The following is a 20,242-nucleotide window of genomic DNA, read 5'->3' on the forward strand; positions in this document are numbered from 1 at the left end:
GAGAGGCTTAAAACCCGGCGGTTTGTTTCGGGAGAAGCAGGGGGAGGCGAACTACCCGAACCGGAGCCGGATCATCCCGGAGAGCATCGCCTTTGCGTCCGTCGTCGCCACCTTCGACTCCTCCCGGTTCTCCCAGGTGATCGGGACCTCCTCCACCCGGCAGCCGCACCGCTGCAGCCGCCAGAGGAGTTCGACGTCGAACTCGAACCCGGTCGACCGGATGGACGGGAGGACCGCGTCGAGCGCCTCCCGCCGGAAGGCCTTCGCGCCGCACTGGGTGTCCCGGTAATCGAGCCCGAAGAGCAGCCGGACCAGGAGGTTGAAGAGACGGCTCTCGACCCTCCGCCGGAACCCCTGCCGCACGGGGAGGACCGAGCCGGGAACCCAGCGCGAGCCGATGGCGCCGTCCACGATAGCGAGGCGGTCAAAGAGGCGCTCCATCTCGGCAACGGACGTCGAACCGTCGGCATCCATGTAGCCGATGTAGCGCGTCTCGGCGGCCTTCATGCCCTCGACGACCCCCCCTCCTTTGCCGAGGCGGTGCGGGAAGGTCAGGCACCGGATGGTATGCGACGGGTGATCGGCCGCGAACGCATCGATGATAGCGGGGGTGGCGTCGGTCCCGTCGCAGACAAAGATCAGGGGGCCGGCAAAGCCGGAGATGTCCTCGAGGAGCGACCGGATCCGCCGCTCCTCGTTGTAGGCAGGGATCACCAGGGTGCAGTCCGTCCGGCTCACCCCGCCGTCGGTCTCGTTCAGCATTCGAACTTCGATATGATGGTGTCGGCGAACTGTGCGGCCGCATGAGGGCCGTTCGCGGTCACGATCTGCATATCCGCGACGACCGGGATTGGAAGGAGGTTTGCGCCGGCCTTCTTCATCTCAGCGATGGCCGCCGGGCTCTGGTAGACCGTGGTCTGCCGGCCCGCAAGGATGCCCGCCCGGGCCAGCACGACCGGCGCGAGGCAGATGGCGGCGACGACCTTGCCCTGCTCGAAGAACGACCTGACGAGGGCCTGGAGCCGCCCGTTCCCCCAGAGGTAGTCCTGGGATCCGGCGCCGCCCACAATCACGATCCCGGCGTAGGCATCGGGGTCCACGTCGTCAAACGTCATCACCGCCTCTGCGGTGGCCCCGAGCATCCCGGTGCACGTGCCGACGATCGTCGAGGCGATATCGACGTCGATGCCGGCCTCCTCAAAGGCCCTCTTCGGGGTCCCCAGTTCTTCATCCCTGAACTGTTCCGGTGCAATGGCAAGCAAGAGTCTCATGCGGGTTTCCTACCAGATGTTGGTTCATAAGCGTATTGATGGTTTTGTGGAGTCGGGTGATATGCCGGCAGGGCCGGGCCTTCACGGGTATGGGGGACTCCCCCGCCAGGACGAACGAGAGAACCGGCAGCCGCGGCAGCATATCCGCCCGGTCATGTGCGGAGGAGAGGAGGGGGCGTCCCACTTCTGGTGCACCAGACGCTCTCGAGCCGCCACCATGCGGGCACATTGAAACAATATTATTATAATAATGGCACGATAAAGGTGCAGACCCCGTGGTGCTGCAGGATCCAGGGAATTCACAGGAGACCCGGTTTTCACCGGATAAACCCGGATTTTATGGCGATACACCGTAAGGTGGAGGGGTAACGGCTGCCTCCAGCACAGACCGCAGCACATTCCTGGGTGGAGAGGTAGACTATGCAACGTGGCACATATTTCGGGATTATTCTGCTTGTGGCGCTCGCAATCATTGCAGTCGTGGCGACAGGGGCAGAAGATAGCACAGTTCTCTGGAACAAGACGTACGGGGGGCCGGACGCCGATGATGCAGCATACGCAATGGTTCCGATCCCCGGAGGGGCCGGGTTCTTCCTCGCCGGGGAGACGGCATCGTTCGGTGAGGGGAAGGCGGACGCCTGGGTGGTCAGGCTCGCGCCGGACGGCACCGAGGAGTGGAACAAGACGTATGGCGGAAAGGAATCTGACGTCGCACGTTCCCTCATCCTGACCGACGACGGCAACCTCCTCTTCGCCGGGAACCTCACCCTCGTCACGAACGGGACGCGAGCTGACACCGATGCCTGGATTGTGAAGACCGATCCTGCGGGCGGCGAGATCTGGAACAGAACCTACGGCGGCCCGGATGTCAATGCCTCGGCGAACGCGGTGACCGGGACCGATGACGGCGGGTACGTCTTCGCCGGGACCACCGCGTCCTGGGGTGAGAACGAGTCCGCCGCCTGGGTGGTCAGGCTGAACGGGACGGGCGAAGAGGTATGGAGCCGGACGTTCGGCGAGACCGGGAACAACCGGGCGAACGCTGTCACCCGGCTGCCCGGTGGGGGCTTCGTCGTTGCCGGCAGCACCGAGTCTGCGGGAGCGGGCACGGCCGACATCTGGGTGGTCAGGCTGGATGAGTCGGGCGATGAGGTCTGGAACAGGACGTTCGGCAGCCCCGACGACGATACCGGCCGGGAGGTGATCACCACCTCGGACGGCAACCTGCTCGTCGCCGGGACGTTCACGGAGCGGCCTGACAATACAACGGTCGATACCGATGTGCTCCTCCTCAAACTCACCCCCGACGGGGAGGTCGTCTGGAACTGGATCTACGGCGACTTCGGCGTGAACGAGTCGGCCAACGCGGTCATCGAGACCGCAGACGGCGGCTATCTCGTCGCCGGGGAGACGGGATTTTCCGGCGTGAATGACACCGACGCCTGGCTGGTCGCGACCGACGCCGAAGGTGCGGTGGCCTGGAGCAAGACCTTTGGGGGTGAGAATCCCGGCGCTGCGGCCGCATCGGTCATCGAGATCGCACCCGGGAATTACCTCTTCGCAGGGACCTTCAATGCTACTCAGAGGGAAGGACCGGTGAATCTGGACGCCTGGACGGTGAGACTGGGACCGGAGCCCACGCCGACACCGACGCTGACGCCGACCGCAACTCCGACGCCCGGGCCCACGGTAACCCCCATCAAGCCCCCGAAGGCACCGGTCGTGCCTCAGAAGGCGCCGGTGACGAAGCCGGGAGATGATAGAGACGACCGGGATGACGATGACGACGGGCACGTGATTCCGACGCCGACGAGGGCCGGGACCCCGATGCCGACCGGAACCATGACTCCGAGGCCTACGCACAACGGGGACGACGATAATGGGGACGACTTCGGCGATGACGATGGAGACGATGTCGGCGATGATAACGGAGATGATAACGGGGACGATCATGGGGACGACTTCGGAGACGATGTCGACGATGACAACGGCGACGACAACCAGAACACGAGCGCACTCTCGGGAAGGGTCTGGTATGACCTGAACGCGGACGGTGTCCCTGACACCGGCGAACCCGGCATCCCCGGCATCGGTGTGCGGCTGATCGGGATGAAGAGCATGGCCGACCATGCCGTCACCGGTCCGGACGGGTCCTACCAGTTCGAGACCATCCCCTCCGGGGGCTACAGCGGTGTTGAGTTCCTGATGCCGGACGGCTACTCCTGCACCGTCTCAGGGAACGGCAGCGATGCGAACCCGCAGGATGAGAGCGTGGCGTTCGCCGAAGGCGGGGCCGGGCAGCAGACCCTGAACGCGGGCTTCATCGGCAATTACCGCCCGGTGGCGCCGGCAGAGGCCTACGGGTGGATACTCGGGACAACCTGGAACGACGGTGACGGGGATGGGCTCAAGAACGAGGGACACGGCCTGACGGGCGTCGAGGTCCGCCTCCTGAATGCGAGCGGGGACCAGGTTGCATCGGCCCGCACCGGCCATCATGACGACTACTTCTCCACGTACCTCTTCGGCCCCCTCCCGCCCGGGGAGTACTCACTGGCGTTCATCCTGCCGGACGACTACGTCTTCACGAGCACCGGCGGGGACAGCCATGCCGACCCGGTGACCGGCGCGACAACCCGGTTCCAAGTTGGCGGCGGCGAGACGGCTGTCAGGGATGCAGGGCTGATTTCCGCATCTCCTACCCAGATCCCGATCGGGGCCACACCTCCGTCCCCCGCGACCGGGGAAGAGGAGGGTGCCGACGATGATGGGATGGGCGGCACTGGAGACGGAGCGGATGATGAGCGGGAGAATGATGACGACGAGGCGGGGGATGATGATCGGGAAAGACCTGCCGTGACCGCTGCGCCGCAGAACCCCGGGGATGCGACTTCGATGTCAACGGACGATACCGATGACGGAGCCGGCGGGGAGCAGGATGATGCTCGTACGATGACTGCCGGTGACGTGAACGAGGACGATGACGACGACGAAGATAAGACCAAGGACGATAAGGATGACAAGAAGGACAAGGATAAAGAGGACAAGAAGGACAAGGACGACGACGACCGGGATGAGTGACGGGTCCAGGGCAGGCCGCTGATCGGCAACGGGGGTGCGCGGCTCCTCTATGGCCCCCTCCCGCCGGGGTTCTTGCCCCGGCCTTTATAGGGTGAAAGGCACGATATTATCCACTATTTTATGTCGAATCGCCCGGGCACAGACCCAATCCTCGCAAAACCTGCCCTGTGAAATATAAAAATATTAATATAATATAAGCATGATCCCGAGTCTGAACCCCGGGAAGGCAACGGGCCAGAAAAATCCCGGCCCCCGGCCTGCCGGAACATGATGCAGTCGGGGCGTTGCCCTCTCCACCAGGGGTTATCTGCCCGGGAGAGCCCGACCAGGCGCCCGGGAAGCGAGGTGAATCATATGAGATATATCAGCGTTCTAGGAATCATCATAGCAGCGTTCGTCCTTTCTTCGTTCGCAACCGCGGCAATCCCAACGGAGCCGGTATTGAGTGCAGGAGAAGAGAAGACCGCCGGCACGATCGGAGGAACGGTCTTTCTTGATACCGATGGAGACGGCGTGCAGGGGGCCGGCGAGTGGGGTATGAGCGGCGTCGTCGTCCACCTCAAGGGCGCCGCGGGAGAGAGGATCGCAACGGCGGAGACCTTCTCTCACGCCTGTGAAGGGCTTTACCTCTTCAGCGGCGTCCTCCCGGGGAACTACACCGTCGAGGTCGTCCTCCCGGACGGCTACGCCTTCACCACCCCCGGCAACGGTTCTTCCGGCGCGACGGCGAGCACCATCGACCCGGCGAACGGGACAACCACCCCCATCAACCTGACCGGAGAGGTGATCAGGGAGACGGACCTCGTCGTCAGGGACGCGGGGCTTGTTGTCGCCGGGCCCTGACGGCGGCTCTCCCGCCCACTTTTACTGGTGCTTCGCGACGTGCTGCCGGAGCATCGTGCCGGGCTTGTAGCGGTCGGCGATCTCAAGCGCCGTCGCCCGCAGGGCCGCGTGTTCGGCGATGCAGGCCTCCGGCGGGGGCGCCTTCCTGAGGATCTGCGAGGTGTTCTCGGTGATCTGGATGAGCTCGGTGGCTATCACGGCGTTGAGCCAGAGGAGGTCACGGAGCATCTCTCTCATCTCTTCGTCCTGGTTCATGCGAGAGAGGTTGGCGCTCCTCCCACATCAAACCCCGGCCGTCCGGCCGTGACGAACAAGAAGGTTGATTCTTCTGGCCGGGAAATACTCTGGGAGAATGGGTATGCAATTTCTGGAGTTCGCCCGCATCTGCGAGCAACTGGAGGGGATCTCAGGAAGGCTCGAGATGATCGAGCAGGTCGCCGCCGTCCTGCCCGGGCTCGACGACGAGGAACTCCCGGTCTTCGTCCGGTTCATCATGGGGAGGGTCTTCCCCGACTGGAGCACGAACAAACTCGGTGTGGGCCCGAACCTCCTCTACGATGCCGTGGCCTACGTCGTCGGCACGAAGCGAGAGACGGTCCGCGAAGCCATCAACGCCACCGGCGACGCGGGCCTGGCCGTCGAGGGACTCCTCGCAAGGAAGGAGCAGACGTCGTTCTTCCTCCAGGAACTCGACCTCGTCGATGTCTACCGGGAGTTCGAGCGGATAGCGGCCGCCGGGGGGCAGCGGTCGCAGCGGGAGAAACTCCGGATTGCGCAACGGCTCTTCGGCAACGCCCGCCCGCTGGAAGGGCGGTATCTCGCGCGGCTGATGCTCGAAGAACTCCGGATCGGCATGGGCGAGGGGAGTGTCCGCGACGCTGTTGCGAAGGCGTTCGAGGTCGACGTCCGCCTGGTCGAGCATGCCCACCAGGCGATGAACGATCTCGGCGAGGTAGCCCTCCTCGCCCGGAAGGACCCGGACGCGCTCTCCCGCGTGACCATCAGGCCCTTCCGGCCCGTGAAGATGATGCTCGCCCAGGCGGGGACGATCGCCACGCAGCTTGAAGATCACGGCGAGGTGGCGGTCGAGTACAAGTACGACGGGAGCAGGTTCCAGTTCCATAAGGTAGGGGGCGACTGCCGGATCTACTCGCGAAGACTGGAGGAGGTCACCGGGAGCCTCCCCGACATCGTGAAGCACCTTGCAGAAGCGACCGACCACGACGTCATCCTGGACGGGGAGGCGGTCGCCGTCCGGGACGGGAGACCCATGCCGTTCCAGTACGTCATCCGGCGGTTCCGGCGGAAGCACGAGGTGGACTCGATGATGGAGCAGATCGAGCTCGTCCCGCGGGTCTTCGACATCCTCTACCTGGACGGCGAGACCCTGATGGACCGGACCCTCGCCGAGCGGCGGAAGATCCTTGAGGAGGTTCTCAGTGACCATGTGGCGCCGCAGTTCCTGGCTGGCGACGTCGCCCGGGCGGAGGCGATCTACACCGAGGCGCTCGACCTCGGCCACGAGGGCATGATGGTGAAGGTCCTCGACTCACCCTACACCCCGGGCGTCCGGGGCCGCCTCTGGGTGAAGGTGAAGCCCGGGGTCGAGACCCTCGACCTCGCGGTCGTCGGGGCCGAATGGGGCGAAGGGAGGAGGGCCGGTATGTTCGGGTCGTTCCTCCTCGCGGTCCAGGACCAGGGCCGGCTCCTCACCGTAGGAAAGGTGGCGACCGGGATCACGGACGAAGTGCTCGCGGACCTCTACGCCCTCTTCAAGGACAGGGTGATCGCCCGTTCGGGAAAAGAGGTGACGCTCGAACCGGCGGTGGTCTTCGAGGTGGGCTACTCCGAGATCCAGACGAGCCCGAACTACGAGAGCGGCTACGCGCTCCGGTTCCCGCGGTTCGTCCGGGTGCGCGAGGACAAGAGCGTCGACGAGGCCGAGACGCTCGACTCCCTCATCGAGCGCTACCGTCTGCAGAAGAATGGGCAAAATTCGCTTTAAAAGTCAAAAAGTGTCCTCTGCGTCGTGAGTTCCGGGATGAGCCGGCTGTGGGGGCGCCAGTGCGTAAACCCGATGAGACGGGAGGCCAGGTCAACCCCCTCGTTGAGGTCCGCGCAGACGGTCTTTGGACCCTTCATGGCGTTTCGCGTCGCCTCCCGGACCACCCAGGTGCCGAGCGGCGCCCAGTACTCGCTCGTGACGTTTCGGAGCACGAGCACCCGCGCCGACCGCCGCACGCTCTCCAGGTACTCCGTGACCGCGAGACGTGCCGAGTAGTAGGCCCCTGCTATCGGCGAGTAGCCGGACTTCGTCGCGCCTTCGCCGTCCGCGGTGATCGACTCGTTTCCGCCGCCCCAGAGCGACTGCTTCCCCCAGACCTCGATCATCTCGTACTTCCAGTCCCCCGGGACTAGGAGGCAGACGATATGGTTCCCATACAGCGAGGCAGAGAAGACCTCTATCCCGGAGAGCGGGGGGTAGCGGGCGATCTTCTTCTTGAACTGTTTTGAGACCGTGTCATCGACCGCCGTGATCGCCCACCGGGTGGGGACGACATGCCGCTTCTTCTCGCTCCCGAGGAGCCCGGCGGTCAGGAGCTGGGTGATCCGGTAGACATCGGTGCCCGAGGTGGTAAGGACCTCGCAGGCATCGGTGGCGGAGAGGTCAGTATCGGAGGTCGCCCGGTCGACCGCCCTGTCCACCCGGGCGTTCTCGAGGACGTTCATCTTCCGGATGGCGCCAGTGAGCCCGACGGGGGCGATCGTCCCGTCGAACCGGAGGTCGAAGGAGACCGGCTTCACAAACCGGACCTCGACATCGAGCGGGCTGCTTGAGAGCGCGATCTCCTGGATGCTCCCGGAGAGGTCCTTTGCCTCGCCGGCGCCGCGGATCGTCCGGGCCCGGAGCCCCACGATATCATCGATCCCGAGGCCCCGGGCGACCCAGTCCGGCGGGTGGTCGGCATCGTCGATCATCAACGGACCTCCCGCGACCTTCGGGTAGCCGTAACTCCCGACGAAGACCGACGGGGCGGACCCCTGGTAGTGGTCGCTTGGTTTGACCGGGAGCCTCGCATAGAACCTGCTCATGATCGGGCAGCGTTCGAGCCCGCAGAGCCCCCTCCCCTTACACTCAGCGCACTGCATCCTCTTCTCCCCGGCGGTCGACGACGACCCGCACCCTCCCCGCAAGGGTGCGGAGCGTCTCTTCCACCCACTCATCCCAGGTCTCCGCCTGGAGGTCCCGCGTCGCTGCAACCTCCCGCCCGAGGTCGTCGTCCCGCCCGTCGATCACCTCGACCACCACCGACCCGGGGGCATACCCGGGCTCCACGATGGCGTCGGCGTCCCCGTCGATCACCCCGAAGACGGGGATGCCCGCGTGGGAGCATATGTGGCCGCAGACGGCGGTGGTGTCGTCGCCGACGGCGAGGACGCCGCAGACCCCCTCCGCGATCTCACGGTAGAGGGTGTGGCCGCAGTGGTCGATGACCGCGACCCTGCCCCCGCGGGAGGCGCGCCCGCCCTGCCGGGGCGGGACCCGCCGCACCGGCCCGCTCTTGCACCATGCCGCATCGAGGTCAGGGAGGCCCGCACGGTGGAGTTTCTCGAGCCCGTGGGGTTTGGGGTCGAGGCCGGAGACGGGACGGAGGATTCCGCCCTCGGTCGCGAGGACGACCGTCTCCGCCGTCGCGGTCCCGATGACGATCCCGTTCACGAAGACCGCCTCGCCGGGGAGGCAGCCGCGGACCTCCCGGGTGCCCGGCGCCCGGGCGCGAGCGCTCTCACGGCGGACGAGGGCATACCCGGTCAGGGATGCGATCTCCCGCGCAAGGCCCTCGTCGCCGCCGTCCCAGCGGTAGACGGTGCGGCTTGAGCATTCCACGTGGACGAGCCCTTCGAGCCTCCCGGCAACGAGTTCACCGAATATCCTCCCCGATTCCGGGGTCTTTCCCCGGTTGACCAAAAAGGCCCGCCCAGAGAGGGCGGCGAGGACCACGCTCGGCCGCTCGTCGGTGCAGGTCACCGGGAGGCTGGACTCCTCGGCGGCTGTCCGGGCCATCACCCCGGCGACGAGCACCCGCCGGGGCGAGAGGAGAGCGATCAGCCGCCCGGTATCGCCGGCATCGAAAGCCTCGGGGCCGTGCACCACCATGGTGGCCGTCGTGGAGATCATGCCGTAATTTTAGGCTTCGTGGACTATCAGGTTACCGTCCGGACGAGCTGCTCTGGGTGGGGAGGTAGGGTATCAGGGAGGAGGCGAGTTTTGCGACGTCCATCGACTGCACGATGACCCGGCCCGGGCCGGTCAGCGTGGTCAGGAAGAGCCCTTCGCCGCCGAAGAAGACAGTCTTCACACCGCCGGCGAGCGCGATGCTGTAGTCGACAGTGCTCTCGAACCCGACGACGAGCCCGGTCTCCACCTTGACGACCTCACCGGGCGCAAGCGTCATCTCCATGATGTCGCCGCAGCAGTGGAGGAACGCTTTCCCCGTCCCGGAGAGCCGCTGGAGGATGAACCCCTCGCCGCCGAAGGCACCCGAGCGGAGGCGCTTCGTGAACGCGATATCGAGGTCGATACCCTGTTCCGAGCAGAGGAAGGCGTCTTTCTGGGCGATGAACTCACGTCCTGCAAGGTCGAGCGTGAAGATTTTGCCCGGGACGTTCCCGGCAAACGAGACGAACCCGTCCTTTCCGGCCGGGGTGAACTCGGTCATGAAGAGGCCTTCGCCGGTCACCATCCGTTTCAATCCCTTGAAGAGCCCGCCCTTCATGTTCGTGGTCATCTGCATGTTCCCGCTCATGTTGACCATGGCGCCGGCCTCGGCGCAGATGCTCTCGCCGGGGGCGAGGCGCAGGGTCACGATCTGCAGGTTGTCTCCGGTGATCTCGTACTGCATACCGGAACTTCTTTCATTTTTGGGCAATAGGTCTTTTCTCTCTGTTTTCTCCGGGTCGGCGGTTGTGTTTCCAAAACCCCCTCCGGAGCGGTGGCCTTAATTGGGGTTGATGCCGTAACGATTTGTATGGAGAATGGATCGTTTATCATCCCCCTTGCCCCGGGCATACGCTCGGGTACCGTCCCGGCCGGCAGGGTGGCGGTATGAGACCGATCATTTTGGTTCTGCTTCTCATTGCCGTCGCAGGGTTCGCGGGCACGGAGGTGATCAACGTCTCGCTGCCCGACCGCGACGCGCCGGAGGCCGTGCTCGGGACGGCCGAGTCGATGTGGGGTTTTGTCGAATGGCTGCTGCAGGTCGCCGACGACCTGCTCTCGCTCGTCCGTGACGTGCTCGGGTATCTTGAGGTGGGAGGCGAGTACGTTGAACGCCTGATGGGGGCAATGGACTCGGGAAAGGATCTCGTGAACAGGATGCTTGAGGAGGGTGCGCCATCCCGGGGGCTTTAGTTGGGTAGACGCTCCGTATTCTTCTCGCCGGTGCGCCGGAACATCCCCCTCACCGCCGGGTCGACGCGCTTCGACCTCGTGAGGATGCGGTCTCCGGCGGCTCTCACGTGCCGGGAAGGCTCGAGGCCCTCTGCCCCTTCTGCCACCGTAACCGCATGCGCCGGGTTCCGGCCCGCCAGCCATAACCATAAGTGATCTCCGTGCCACACCAGTGATTATGATCTGCAGACGGCGTGTATCGGAAGTCGGTGAGTGGCGGTCGACGACTATGAAGACGGTGAGCGACGTGAAGGAGAGGTTCGCACTCTCTCCGCCGCCCCTTCCCGACGGATGGCGCTCCTCGACGATGCGGACGCTCGATGCCGTCGTCACCCCGGGAACGACGGCCAACTTCGCGGCCACCCTCGCGGTGGCGACGCTCGTGATCCCCCGGATACCGTTCAGGCCCCTCGCGGTGGCTACCGGGTTTGTCGCCGGCTCGATCCTGAACGGGTAAGCCTGCCGCCCCCGGGGCGGGCCGGGACGAGGCACCGCCACGCGTTCCCGATGAGGTCCTCTCTCCCGGCCGCCCGGAGCCCCTCGCAGACGAGCGCGTAGTTCTCCGGGTCCCGGTAGTGCATGAGCGCCCGCTGGACCCGTTTCTCCCGCCCCTTCGGGACGTAGACCTCCTCAAGGGTGAAGGGGTCGAGCCCCGTGTGGTAGATCGTCGTCGATATGCTCATCGGCGTCGGGGTGAAGTCCTGGACCTGCTCGGTGTAGAGCCCGGTATCCCGGACGTACTCGGCAAGTTCGACCATATCCTCCATCCGGCACCCGGGATGGCCGGACATGAAGTAGGGGACGAGGTACTGCCGCTTCTTCTTGCCCTTCTCGAGGGCCTCGAACTGCTCCCTGAACCTATCAAAGGTCTCGCGAGGGGGTTTTCCCATGCGGGCACAGACACGCTCTGCGACGTGCTCGGGAGCGACCTTGAGGTGGCCGGAGACGTGGTGGGCAGAGACCGCGGCAAGGTAGTCGCGGTCCTCGGGACCGATCAGGTCGTAGCGGATGCCCGAAGCGATGAAGACGTGCTTCACCCCCGGGATCTCGCAGAGGCGTTCGAGCAGCCGGAGCTGCTCAGTGTGGCTGCGGTCGAGCGTGGGGCAGTCGATGCAGCGGCGGTCGGGGCAGGTGCCGGCGGTCTCCCACCGGCCGCAGTGCATCCCGTACATGTTCGCCGTCGGTCCGCCGACGTCCTGGACGACGCCCGAAAACTCCGGCATCTTCGCCATCCGCTCCACCTCCCGGACGATCGAGTCCACGCTCCGGCTCTGGATGATCCGCCCCTGGTGGTGGGTGAGGGCGCAGAACGAGCAGGCTCCGAAGCACCCCCGGTGGCTGACGACCGAGAACCTGACCGGCTCGAGAGCCGGGACGGGCTCGGTGTAGGAGGGGTGCGCCCTCCGCGTGTAGGGGAGTTCGTAGACCCGGTCGAGCTCAACTCCTGAGAGCGGCATCGCCGGCGGGTTCTGGATGACGACGGTCTTCGGGTGCGGCTGCGCCACGGGCCGGCCCCGGAAGGGGTCCTGCTCGTTATAATGGAGCGCGAACGCTCTTGCATAGGCGTAGCGGTCGCTCTTCACCTCGGCGTAGTCCGGGAGGACGACGTAGCCGGCCGGGTCCATGCCCCGCCAGGTCTTCAGGTCCACCCGGTAGGCGGTGCCGGGGATATCGGTGAGTGACCCGACCGGCTCACCGGCGGCGAGGCGGTCCGCGATCGCGATCACCTGGTGCTCGCCCATCCCGAAGACCAGGAGGTCGGCGGGAGCGTCGGCGAGGATGGCCTGCCGGACCGTATCGGACCAGTAGTCGTAGTGGGCGAATCGCCGGAGGCTCGCCTCGATCCCGCCGATGACGACCGGTGTCTTCGGGAAGAGGGCATGGACCCGGTCGGTGTAGACCAGGGTCGCCCGGTCGGGCCGGAGGAGTCTTCCCCCCGGCGAGTAGGCGTCCGAGCTCCGGCGCTTCAGGTTCGGGGTGAAGGCGTTCACCAGGGAGTCGACGTTTCCGGCCGAGACCGAGAAGAAGAGCCGGGGCTCGCCGAGGCGGCGGAAGTCGGCGTCTCCCCGCCAGTCCGGCTGGGCGATGACCCCGACCGAGTAGCCGGCGTCCTGGAGGACCCGGCCGAGGATCGCGGTCCCGAAGGATGGATGGTCGACGTAGGCGTCGCCGGAGACGAGGATGATGTCGAACCGGTCGATACCGAGCCGTTCCGCCTCCGCCATCGTCATGGGGAGGAACCCGGGCTGACCGCTCATGGGAGTACCCGGTCAAAGACCGGCAGGTTGACGCCGGTCGCCTCGTCCGGGAGCCTCCGGGCGGATATGCCGACGAACTCCATGACGACCGCTTCTATGACCAGGTAGACCTCCGCCTTCTCCCGGAGGCACCCGGTGAGCGACCGGATTCCCTTCCCTGCCGCACTGTGGATGTGGAGCGACGGCCCCTCAACGCCCGGGTAGATGGTGGCGAACCCGAGGAGTTCCCAGCCCCCGAAGATCTCCTCGGCCCGCGGCGCCGGGGGGATGACTGCATCTTTCGGCCCCGTCACCAGCGTCGCGTTCCGGACGGCGCCGAGGAAGTGGACCATCCCGCTCTGGATGTTCATCGCCGCTACAAATCGCTCGATCTCCCTGATGAAGTCCTCTCCGTCGTCGATCCGGACGGAGAAGACCCTGCCGACCTGCCCTTCCGAGTACTGCATGGACTCAACTCTCAAGATAGATGGTGTTCCCGGATAATGATAGTGCCTGACCGGCCGCCGGGCAGGAGCTCTATATACACCGGCCTGCAATTTGTACTGCTTGCGGGTCCGGGCGGGCCCGTGATGGGTGGTTCTGGTGGTCTGGTTCCGGGAGGTCGATTACATGCGGGGGGTTGCCGCCCTCGCCGTGATCGCCGTCCACGTCTCGATGAACTACACCCGGATCCCCGACGTGAACCTGCTGGCACTCACGAACGTCTTCATCTACATCGCCGCCCACTTTGCGGTCCCGGTCTTCATCTTCATATCCGGGTGGGTGCTCGCGGCGCGGTATACGGGCGAGTTCTCGATCCGCGAGTTCTACCAACGCCGGGCAAAGACGATCCTCATCCCCTACCTCTTCTTCACGGCCCTCTACCTCCTTATCGCGGTCGAGGGGACGATCGGGTTTGCCGGCGTCCCCTCTCCGGAGCGGGTGGCGGAAGCCCTCCTCCTCGGGACCGGTGCCTACCATCTCTGGTTCTTTGCGCTGATCATCCAGCTCTACCTCCTCTTCCCGCTGATCGTCCGGGGCTACGGCCTCTTCGACCGGTTCGGGGCGGCGCTCTACCTCCTCCTCTCGCTCCTCTTCCTCGTGGTGCTCTGGAACACGGGCGCCCACCTCATGGGAGCGTATCTGGGCCCCGAGTGGTATACGGTCCTGATCCGGCTCTTCCCCTCGTACCTCTTCTACTTCGTCCTCGGGATCCACGTCGGACGGCACACGGACCGGTTCCGGTCGACGCTCCGATCGCTCTCGCCGGCGTGGGTCCTCGCCGCGGCCGGCGGGGGGGCGCTCCTCATCGGCGGGGTCTGGGTGGCGGCCGTCGCCCTCTCCGGGAGCCTCGCCGGCACGTCCCTTGCGGTCTTCTGCATCTACCGGATCCTCGAGCCGCTCTACTACGTCCCGGTCATCGCCGTCCTCGTCCTCGCGGCCTGGCTGCTGGATGGGGGCGGTGGGGAGATGGCGGGCGCCGCCCGGTCCTTCGGGGACCACTCCTACGGGGTCTACCTCATCCACCCGCTCGTCATCGCCGCTGCCGCGACTCTCTGGATCTCCCTCACCGGGCTCTCGTGGGCGGACGGGCTCACCTACCCGGTGATCTTCGTGGTGGCGGTGCTGGTGAGCTACGCGGTGGTGCGGGTCCTCGCCGGCGTCCCGTATGCCGGGTGGGTGCTCGGGGAGGGACGGGTGCGGCGGGGGTGAACGTGTGTCGCAGTCTGCGGCACCTGATTACCGGGAACCCACAGTTCATCGGCGTTTCGCGGAAATACCCGGAGAGCGGATACAAACACCACGTTCTCAGGCAGTCCGAAGAAAGCGGAGGTATTCGGCAAGAAACTCCTCGATCTCGCAGACATCTTTCTGGAGGAGACTGTAGATGATTTCGTCGTTGGTGTCCCAATAGATGTGGATCAGACGGTTCCTGAACCGTGCCATCCTTTGAAGGCGCTCCGCAAACTCCGCGTCAACGACGCCACGCTCCTCCATGATGCGGAACGTATCTGCGTAGTCCTCCGGCGCTCTCCATCGGTTTCTTGCTATCAGGTGGTTGGCGAGATCGATGGCGGCCTCAATGCCGATGATGAGATGATACTTTGCGCTGGCGACCAGATGGGGATCTCTCATAACGATCTCTTTGGGCATACGGCCGAGGTCTTTCAAGCGCCCGCACGCCTGAATCAGCTCCGACGAGAGTGCGGTGACCTTTTCTTCATCGTAGGAGACCAAGTGCTTCCCTCCGGTAACGCTTTCGGTAGTAGGCAAAATCGTGATAATACGCATATATCTTGCAGACGAAGTCGCAGCGTGCCTGCTCATCGCGGGAAACAAGCACTTCCCCGGTCTGCAGGACCGAGTAGGTGAACGGCAGGGGCGCGGCGTTTAAGACCCTGACGTCGACGGGGATTCCTGTGGCATCTTCCAGTTCCTGTTCAAGCACCATTTCGTATCGGAGCGGATCGGCGGCCCCGCTGCTGCCGTCCGCGAGGAAGATACCGATATCGATGTCGCGGAAAGGGCCGTGCAGGAAAGATCCATATACGTAAATAAAGAGAATCTCCTCCCGGCTTGAGAGCAGCCCGGCGAGTTGGTCGGAGAGTTGCTGCTTCTTCTCGATAGAGAGGTCCCGGGGCTTCATTACAGAGTGATTGGCGCCGGTGATGATGAGGGTTACGCCTCTCCTGAGATCAGTCTCTGGAGTCTGCATCCGCCCAGACCATAAACGCTCCATAGCCTGAGGTCGGCGTATACGGTGCCACGATCCCGACCACGACCCGCTGACCTTCGAGGAGCGGGTCGAGGATCCGGTAGATGCAGCCCACGGCTCGGGGAAGATCGTTCCATTTCAATCCGGAACGCTCCCGGTGATGGAACCCTCCCGGACGGCTTTCAAACCAGATCGAAGCGTTCAAGAAGATCATCGCCGGATAGAACCGCTATAGGGACTCGTTCCAGGCCGTTCCGCCCGACACACACTGCGAGCCCGCCCGGGGACGCAGGAGTTACATAATCAGAGAGTGGCATCATGTCCGTCAACTACGAAAAAGTGCTCGAAGATTCGTTTACCTACACAGCGAACGCCTTCCGGGGAAGCCGGTTCCGGTGGCTCCAGCTCATCGTTTGCGTCATCGTCTTCCCGCTCATCTACGGCTACTTCGTCCGCATCATGCGGGGAGGTGCGCCCGACCTCGGCGACTGGGGCAGGCTTTTTGTCGACGGCCTGAAGTTGCTGGTTGTCTACCTCGTCTATATCGGGCTCATGCTCCTCGTCGCGATAGCCCTGGTGGGAGGCGCCGGGGTCCTCGCGGGGACCGGTGGACCCGTCGCCGCAGGCGCCGTGCTCGTCTCGTTCGTCCTCCTCCTCCTGATCTGGCTTGTAACGCAGATGGCGGCGGTGCGGTTTGCGAAGATGGAGTCACTCCGGGAAGCGTTCAACGTCCCCGCCGTCCTCAGTCAGATCGGAAGGATCGGCTGGGGGTCCTACATCTTCTCCCAGGTCATCCTCCAGATCGTCCTCATGTTCTTCATGACGGTCCTGGTCTTTCTCGTCTTCCTCGTCACGGGCCTTGTCGGGCTCGTCGCGGGTATCATCGGGATTCTCCTCCTTCCCGTCCTCATGCTCGCGGTATCCCCGGCGATCTACATCTTCCAGTATCGCTACAACACCCTCATCTACGAGAGCGGGACGGGGGATTCCCCGCCGGTGACGGCGAAACCAGACCTTGCTCCTGAAGACTGACGAAGCATGATGGCGGAACGGGGTCGGAACGCATCTCACATCCGAGACGGGGAGTACAAGAGAGAAACGGAGCCTGATGAGGGATGGCTCTCCGGCCTTGCAATCCGCAGGGGATCCTCCGGTCCGCCGTTCCCCGACTGACCTTCCCCTGGCGAAACGTCGTGGAGCCCCGGGGTTCGAGGATCACGGACCTCCGGTGTTGTTATCGGCCAGTTCTTCCAGGTAATCGACGCTATCGACGGCTCTGAGTCTGCCTTTATACCGGCGGTATTGAGGCTCATTGAGCACCTGCGACGTCTCTTTCTCAATGCCTTTCGTCAGGTCACGAATGATGGTTACGCTGGCGCCTCGCTCGAGCCAGCCTTCCATGGCATAGCGGTTGCAGTAGTCCGAGGCCACGCCGAAGAGGGTTACTTCGATACCGGCAGGACCCCGGCCGGGACTGATCGCTCTGAGATACTCCTCGCGGGCAATCTTCTCTCTTGGTTCATGGGGATTCCCGATGAAGTGAAACAGGGTATCATACGCAATCTTCCGTCCGGGGTCGTTAAACGATGTGTCTCCCGGCAGGTTTTTGCTCCACATATCGAATCGATTCTTCGTGAGGTACCACTTATTCGGCAGACCTGAGACGTCGATCGATAACTCCCAGTCCTTTGTGCCGTACTCGCAGTGGATGGGGAACACCCTCCCTTCTTCGCTCCGGCTGTACTCCTCTGCGAAGTGCGTGTCGAGAATGACAAACGTACGATCGAAGATGCCGTCTCTGACCCGGCGCAGGAAGTCGTTCGCCGGGGCGATGATCTCACTCGCGCCCCGCACGTAGAGGTTGCCGTCCTCCCGTGTGAAGCCGTTCTGCATATCGCCGATCTGCAGTATTTTCACTGGTTGAGCCTCCCGTTCTGTTATGTTGGGTGGCTCTCTAGAAAAGTTCAATCGTGATCCCCGATGGCGGGGTTCTGCCTCCCGCTTCACCCGAGTCCGGGGATGGCGGCGGCAGGAGGCCGCTCCCCGCCGGTCTGCCGGGTCAGGGGAGCGTGCCGGGTCAGGGGAGCGCCCCGGAGCCCGAAGCCTCTCGATACCGGGATGGCCCGCCCGGCCTCTCACAGCACCGTTTCTTTAAACTTGTCGAAACCGACCCGTTCGATCGTTGCACCCAGGCGTTCGGGGGCCTGCCCGTTCTCCCGGTAGAACGCGATGACCTTCCTTGCCAGCGCCACGGCCTCGTCCGCCGTCAGGCCCTCGGCGAGCTCCCGGCCCGGCTTCGCCGTCCCGCCGCCTTTGCCGCCCACGACCGCCTTGAACCCATCATCGGTGCCGAAGAACCCGAGGTCTTTCAACCAGGAGTCGCTGCAGCAGTTGGGGCAGCCCGAGACGCCCATCTTGAACTTGGCGGGCGCCGGCTTGCCGTAGAACTCTGCATCAAGGGCGAACCCGAGCCCGGGACTGTCCTGTTTGGCGCGTTTGCAGGCCCGGGTGCCGGGGCACATCTGAATGCTCCGTATGGTCAGGCCGATGGCCTTGGAACTGTCGGTGAACTCGGCCCATGCCGCATCAAGGTCCTCTTCGCGGACGCCGATGATGGCGATCCTCTGGGCACCCGTGAGCTTCACGTATTTTGCACCGTACTTCTCCGCCACATCCGCGATCTTCCTCAGGAGTGCCGGATCGGCGAATCCCCCGGGGATGTGGGGCGAGATCGAGAACGTCTCCAGGTCTCTCTGAACGATTGCTCCTTTTGCAGGAATGTTTGCCTTTGCCATAATGTTAACCCGCTTTTGTCTGAAATGGTCATTGCTCCCACTTATACTATGCGAATTGCATCCGGGATACCCCAGCGCTCTTCGGGTTTTCAGTATGATCCTGGAGTGAAACCGCCGTTCTCTTGCTGATGCATCCCGGCGCTGGCCCTGCGACACGGTCGGTAACCTATAACATTGATGGGGATCTCCAGTGGGGAGCACCAGAGGAGATGGATATCATGGCAGAGGAATCGCAGAGAAGCGGAGGATCTACCTCCGGTCAGGGGGGACAGGCCCTGAAGGAGAGGAACCCCACCCAGCTTATTGCAGAGCCCGGAAGACAGGAGATGGTCATCATCCGGGAGTTCAACGCTCCACGAGACCTGGTCTTTCGGGCTTACACCGATCCGAAGCTCTATGAGCAATGGATCGGCCCGCGGGGGTACACCACGACGATAGAGACGTTTGATTCCCGGAACGGGGGCACCTGGCGGTATATCCAGAAGGATAGGGAGGGCAACGAGTATGGGTTCCACGGGGTGAACCACGATGTGACGCCCCCTGAGCGGATCATCCAGACCTTCGAGTTCGAGGGGCTCCCGGAGTCCGGGCATGTCATCCTTCAGGAGGCGAAATTCGAGAAACTGCCCGGTGATCGAACGAAGGTGACCGCCCGGGCGGTCTTCCTCTCGGTGGAAGACCGTGACGGGATGCTGCAGTCAGGTATGGAAGAGGGGATGAAAGACTCCTTCTCACGGCTGGATGAACTCCTGGAGAGGATGCGGAAGTAGGGTTGTCAGGGGACGCACCGGGCAGGGGCCGGACACCGGCCGCAATCACCCCCGGGGAGGGGTCCTCTTCATCCTCCAGCCAGACCACAAACTTCGCCACCCACTCCCGATAGCGTCCGGCATCAAACTGGGAGTGGGACTCGTGCCGCCGGACGACCGTTCCCGTCCTGAAGGCTGCCCTCGATGCCGCAATTTTAGCGATGCAGTCACCGGGGGGGGGGGCAAATTTATACCTCCAACTTCCGGTAAGATTGATTGGAACAGCCATGTCCGTCACGCACGATCTGATCCGGAAGAACGCTCCAGGATTCTCGCCATAGCCGGACAACACGGCCCCACGAACCTGCGGATCTTCGGGTCGGTCGCCCGCGGCGAGGCGGGGCCGGAGAGCGACCAGGATCACCTGGTGGACCTGGAGCCGGGCAGGAGCCTCCTCGATCATATCGCGCTCATCCAGGACCTTGAGGAGGCTCTCGGGTGCCGGGTGGACGTGATGACAGAGACAGCGCTCAAAGAACGCTACAAAAAGAGGGTCCTCAAAGAGGCAGTGCCGTTATGAGGGACGGGAGCGAGCGGCTCCTCGACTGACAAGATCCAGGTGGTCATGGACCGTGATATCCCGCACTCAGGGAGGAAGCCGTGGAGATCCTCTCTACACTCCCCTGTACTGAAGACGCCGAATAACACCCCCTTTCGGATTTTCTGAAACGAACAAACGCAATCTCCCCATGATAACCCTTACGGCCAAGCATTTTCCTTTCGGCATTCTACTGTTCCCCAGGAAGGTTACCTGGATGACCAGGGAGAAGACCACCCGGGAGCCCGGTCTTACGAGACAAACCGGGATGTGAAGTGGATTTGTAAGGTGCGACGGTTCGCTAGAACTAGAGCAGGAGCACCGTGAGGTGCGACTCGCTCCAGCGAATGGAGGTGCAGCACGCGATGGTTCGTTAGAACCGGAGCGGGAGCACCGAAGGTGCGACTCGAGGAGTTTGAGGGCCGGCGGGGTCGTGGGCAGGGTGGTGGCGGTGCTGGTGGAGGTGCTGGGCGGGGGGTGAGCTTCGAGTTTATCGTTGC

The 20,242-nt window shown here is 64.0% G+C and carries 22 protein-coding genes; 9 read left to right on the plus strand and 13 right to left on the minus strand.

What is annotated here, in order from left to right:
- Positions 1-51: 51 nt before the first annotated feature.
- Both V6K60_RS01340 and V6K60_RS01345 read right to left on the minus strand, forming a co-directional pair.
- A complete protein-coding gene (locus tag V6K60_RS01340) occupies positions 52-762 on the minus strand; it encodes a dolichyl-phosphate beta-glucosyltransferase (RefSeq protein WP_332448711.1) in 711 nt (236 codons plus the stop codon).
- Positions 756-1,271 (minus strand): DJ-1/PfpI/YhbO family deglycase/protease, encoded by a 516-nt coding sequence (locus V6K60_RS01345; protein WP_332448712.1) that lies wholly within the window; start codon positions 1,269-1,271, stop codon positions 756-758. Before V6K60_RS01345 ends, V6K60_RS01340 begins: the two co-directional genes overlap by 7 nt.
- A gap of 420 nt (positions 1,272-1,691) precedes the next feature.
- On the opposite strand from V6K60_RS01345, the gene V6K60_RS01350 reads away from it, so the two are divergent.
- Complete coding sequence (locus tag V6K60_RS01350; RefSeq protein WP_332448713.1) at positions 1,692-4,352, plus strand: SdrD B-like domain-containing protein; 2,661 nt, start codon at positions 1,692-1,694, stop codon at positions 4,350-4,352.
- 354 nt (positions 4,353-4,706) lie between these two features.
- Entirely contained in the window at positions 4,707-5,195 is a 489-nt protein-coding gene (locus V6K60_RS01355) for an SdrD B-like domain-containing protein (protein ID WP_332448714.1), read from the plus strand.
- A 21-nt stretch (positions 5,196-5,216) separates the two neighbouring features.
- Here V6K60_RS01355 and V6K60_RS01360 read toward each other — a convergent pair whose 3' ends face one another.
- The gene (locus V6K60_RS01360; protein WP_332448715.1) at positions 5,217-5,450 is read right to left on the minus strand and encodes a hypothetical protein; all 234 of its coding nucleotides are present in this window, start codon (positions 5,448-5,450) and stop codon (positions 5,217-5,219) included.
- A 103-nt stretch (positions 5,451-5,553) separates the two neighbouring features.
- Here V6K60_RS01360 and V6K60_RS01365 point away from each other — a divergent pair, with 103 nt between their 5' ends.
- Entirely contained in the window at positions 5,554-7,200 is a 1,647-nt protein-coding gene (locus V6K60_RS01365) for an ATP-dependent DNA ligase (protein WP_332448738.1), read from the plus strand.
- Here V6K60_RS01365 and V6K60_RS01370 read toward each other — a convergent pair.
- Genes V6K60_RS01370 through V6K60_RS01380 form a run of 3 tightly spaced genes read right to left on the minus strand, consistent with a single transcriptional unit; the run spans position 7,197 to position 10,099 of the window.
- A complete protein-coding gene (locus V6K60_RS01370; protein ID WP_332448716.1) occupies positions 7,197-8,345 on the minus strand; it encodes a hypothetical protein in 1,149 nt (382 codons plus the stop codon). The genes V6K60_RS01365 and V6K60_RS01370 overlap by 4 nt on opposite strands.
- Positions 8,332-9,375, minus strand: coding sequence for a DUF2117 domain-containing protein (locus V6K60_RS01375; protein WP_332448717.1), 1,044 nt, complete (start codon positions 9,373-9,375; stop codon positions 8,332-8,334). The genes V6K60_RS01370 and V6K60_RS01375 overlap by 14 nt, the downstream gene beginning before the upstream one ends.
- Before the next feature lie 31 nt (positions 9,376-9,406).
- Positions 9,407-10,099, minus strand: a complete 693-nt coding sequence (locus tag V6K60_RS01380; RefSeq protein WP_332448718.1) for a TIGR00266 family protein — start codon at positions 10,097-10,099, stop codon at positions 9,407-9,409.
- 203 nt (positions 10,100-10,302) lie between these two features.
- Here V6K60_RS01380 and V6K60_RS01385 point away from each other — a divergent pair, with 203 nt between their 5' ends.
- A complete protein-coding gene (locus tag V6K60_RS01385; protein WP_332448719.1) occupies positions 10,303-10,608 on the plus strand; it encodes a hypothetical protein in 306 nt (101 codons plus the stop codon).
- 217 nt (positions 10,609-10,825) lie between these two features.
- Positions 10,826-11,104 carry a hypothetical protein gene (locus V6K60_RS01390; RefSeq protein ID WP_332448720.1) on the plus strand — a complete coding sequence of 93 codons (279 nt, stop codon included), beginning with the start codon at positions 10,826-10,828 and terminating at the stop codon, positions 11,102-11,104.
- Here the strand turns inward: V6K60_RS01390 and V6K60_RS01395 are convergent.
- Both V6K60_RS01395 and V6K60_RS01400 read right to left on the minus strand, forming a co-directional pair.
- Positions 11,067-12,905 (minus strand): YgiQ family radical SAM protein, encoded by a 1,839-nt coding sequence (locus tag V6K60_RS01395; RefSeq protein WP_332448721.1) that lies wholly within the window; start codon positions 12,903-12,905, stop codon positions 11,067-11,069. The two genes, V6K60_RS01390 and V6K60_RS01395, sit on opposite strands and share 38 nt — an antisense overlap.
- Entirely contained in the window at positions 12,902-13,351 is a 450-nt protein-coding gene (locus tag V6K60_RS01400) for a PPC domain-containing DNA-binding protein (protein ID WP_332448722.1), read from the minus strand. The genes V6K60_RS01395 and V6K60_RS01400 overlap by 4 nt, the downstream gene beginning before the upstream one ends.
- Positions 13,352-13,478: 127 nt before the next feature.
- Between V6K60_RS01400 and V6K60_RS01405 the strand changes: the two genes are divergently transcribed.
- On the plus strand, positions 13,479-14,597 hold the full coding sequence (locus V6K60_RS01405; RefSeq protein ID WP_332448723.1) for an acyltransferase: 1,119 nt from the start codon (positions 13,479-13,481) through the stop codon (positions 14,595-14,597).
- 96 nt (positions 14,598-14,693) lie between these two features.
- Here V6K60_RS01405 and hepT read toward each other — a convergent pair whose 3' ends face one another.
- From hepT to V6K60_RS01420, 3 genes are read right to left on the minus strand one after another with little or no spacing between them, the layout of a single operon-like run.
- Entirely contained in the window at positions 14,694-15,212 is a 519-nt protein-coding gene (gene hepT / locus V6K60_RS01410; protein WP_332448739.1) for a type VII toxin-antitoxin system HepT family RNase toxin, read from the minus strand.
- Positions 15,106-15,531 (minus strand): type VII toxin-antitoxin system MntA family adenylyltransferase antitoxin, encoded by a 426-nt coding sequence (mntA, locus tag V6K60_RS01415; RefSeq protein WP_332448724.1) that lies wholly within the window; start codon positions 15,529-15,531, stop codon positions 15,106-15,108. The genes hepT and mntA overlap by 107 nt, the downstream gene beginning before the upstream one ends.
- A 49-nt stretch (positions 15,532-15,580) precedes the next feature.
- Positions 15,581-15,742, minus strand: a complete 162-nt coding sequence (locus tag V6K60_RS01420) for a hypothetical protein (RefSeq protein ID WP_332448725.1) — start codon at positions 15,740-15,742, stop codon at positions 15,581-15,583.
- 176 nt (positions 15,743-15,918) lie between these two features.
- Between V6K60_RS01420 and V6K60_RS01425 the strand changes: the two genes are divergently transcribed.
- Positions 15,919-16,632 (plus strand): DUF4013 domain-containing protein, encoded by a 714-nt coding sequence (locus V6K60_RS01425; RefSeq protein ID WP_332448726.1) that lies wholly within the window; start codon positions 15,919-15,921, stop codon positions 16,630-16,632.
- A gap of 183 nt (positions 16,633-16,815) precedes the next feature.
- On the opposite strand, the gene V6K60_RS01430 is transcribed toward V6K60_RS01425, so the two are convergent.
- Positions 16,816-17,517 (minus strand): cysteine hydrolase family protein, encoded by a 702-nt coding sequence (locus V6K60_RS01430; protein ID WP_332448727.1) that lies wholly within the window; start codon positions 17,515-17,517, stop codon positions 16,816-16,818.
- A gap of 218 nt (positions 17,518-17,735) precedes the next feature.
- The gene (locus tag V6K60_RS01435; RefSeq protein WP_332448728.1) at positions 17,736-18,395 is read right to left on the minus strand and encodes an NAD(P)/FAD-dependent oxidoreductase; all 660 of its coding nucleotides are present in this window, start codon (positions 18,393-18,395) and stop codon (positions 17,736-17,738) included.
- A 218-nt stretch (positions 18,396-18,613) separates the two neighbouring features.
- On the opposite strand from V6K60_RS01435, the gene V6K60_RS01440 reads away from it, so the two are divergent.
- Together V6K60_RS01440 and V6K60_RS01445 are read left to right on the plus strand one after the other, a co-directional pair.
- Entirely contained in the window at positions 18,614-19,165 is a 552-nt protein-coding gene (locus V6K60_RS01440) for an SRPBCC family protein (RefSeq protein ID WP_332448729.1), read from the plus strand.
- On the plus strand, positions 19,137-19,724 hold the full coding sequence (locus V6K60_RS01445) for a nucleotidyltransferase family protein (RefSeq protein ID WP_332448730.1): 588 nt from the start codon (positions 19,137-19,139) through the stop codon (positions 19,722-19,724). The genes V6K60_RS01440 and V6K60_RS01445 overlap by 29 nt, the downstream gene beginning before the upstream one ends.
- Positions 19,725-20,242 lie beyond the last annotated feature (518 nt).

Source organism: Methanoculleus sp. (assembly GCF_036677455.1).
In the GTDB taxonomy this organism is placed as follows: Archaea; Halobacteriota; Methanomicrobia; order Methanomicrobiales; family Methanoculleaceae; genus Methanoculleus.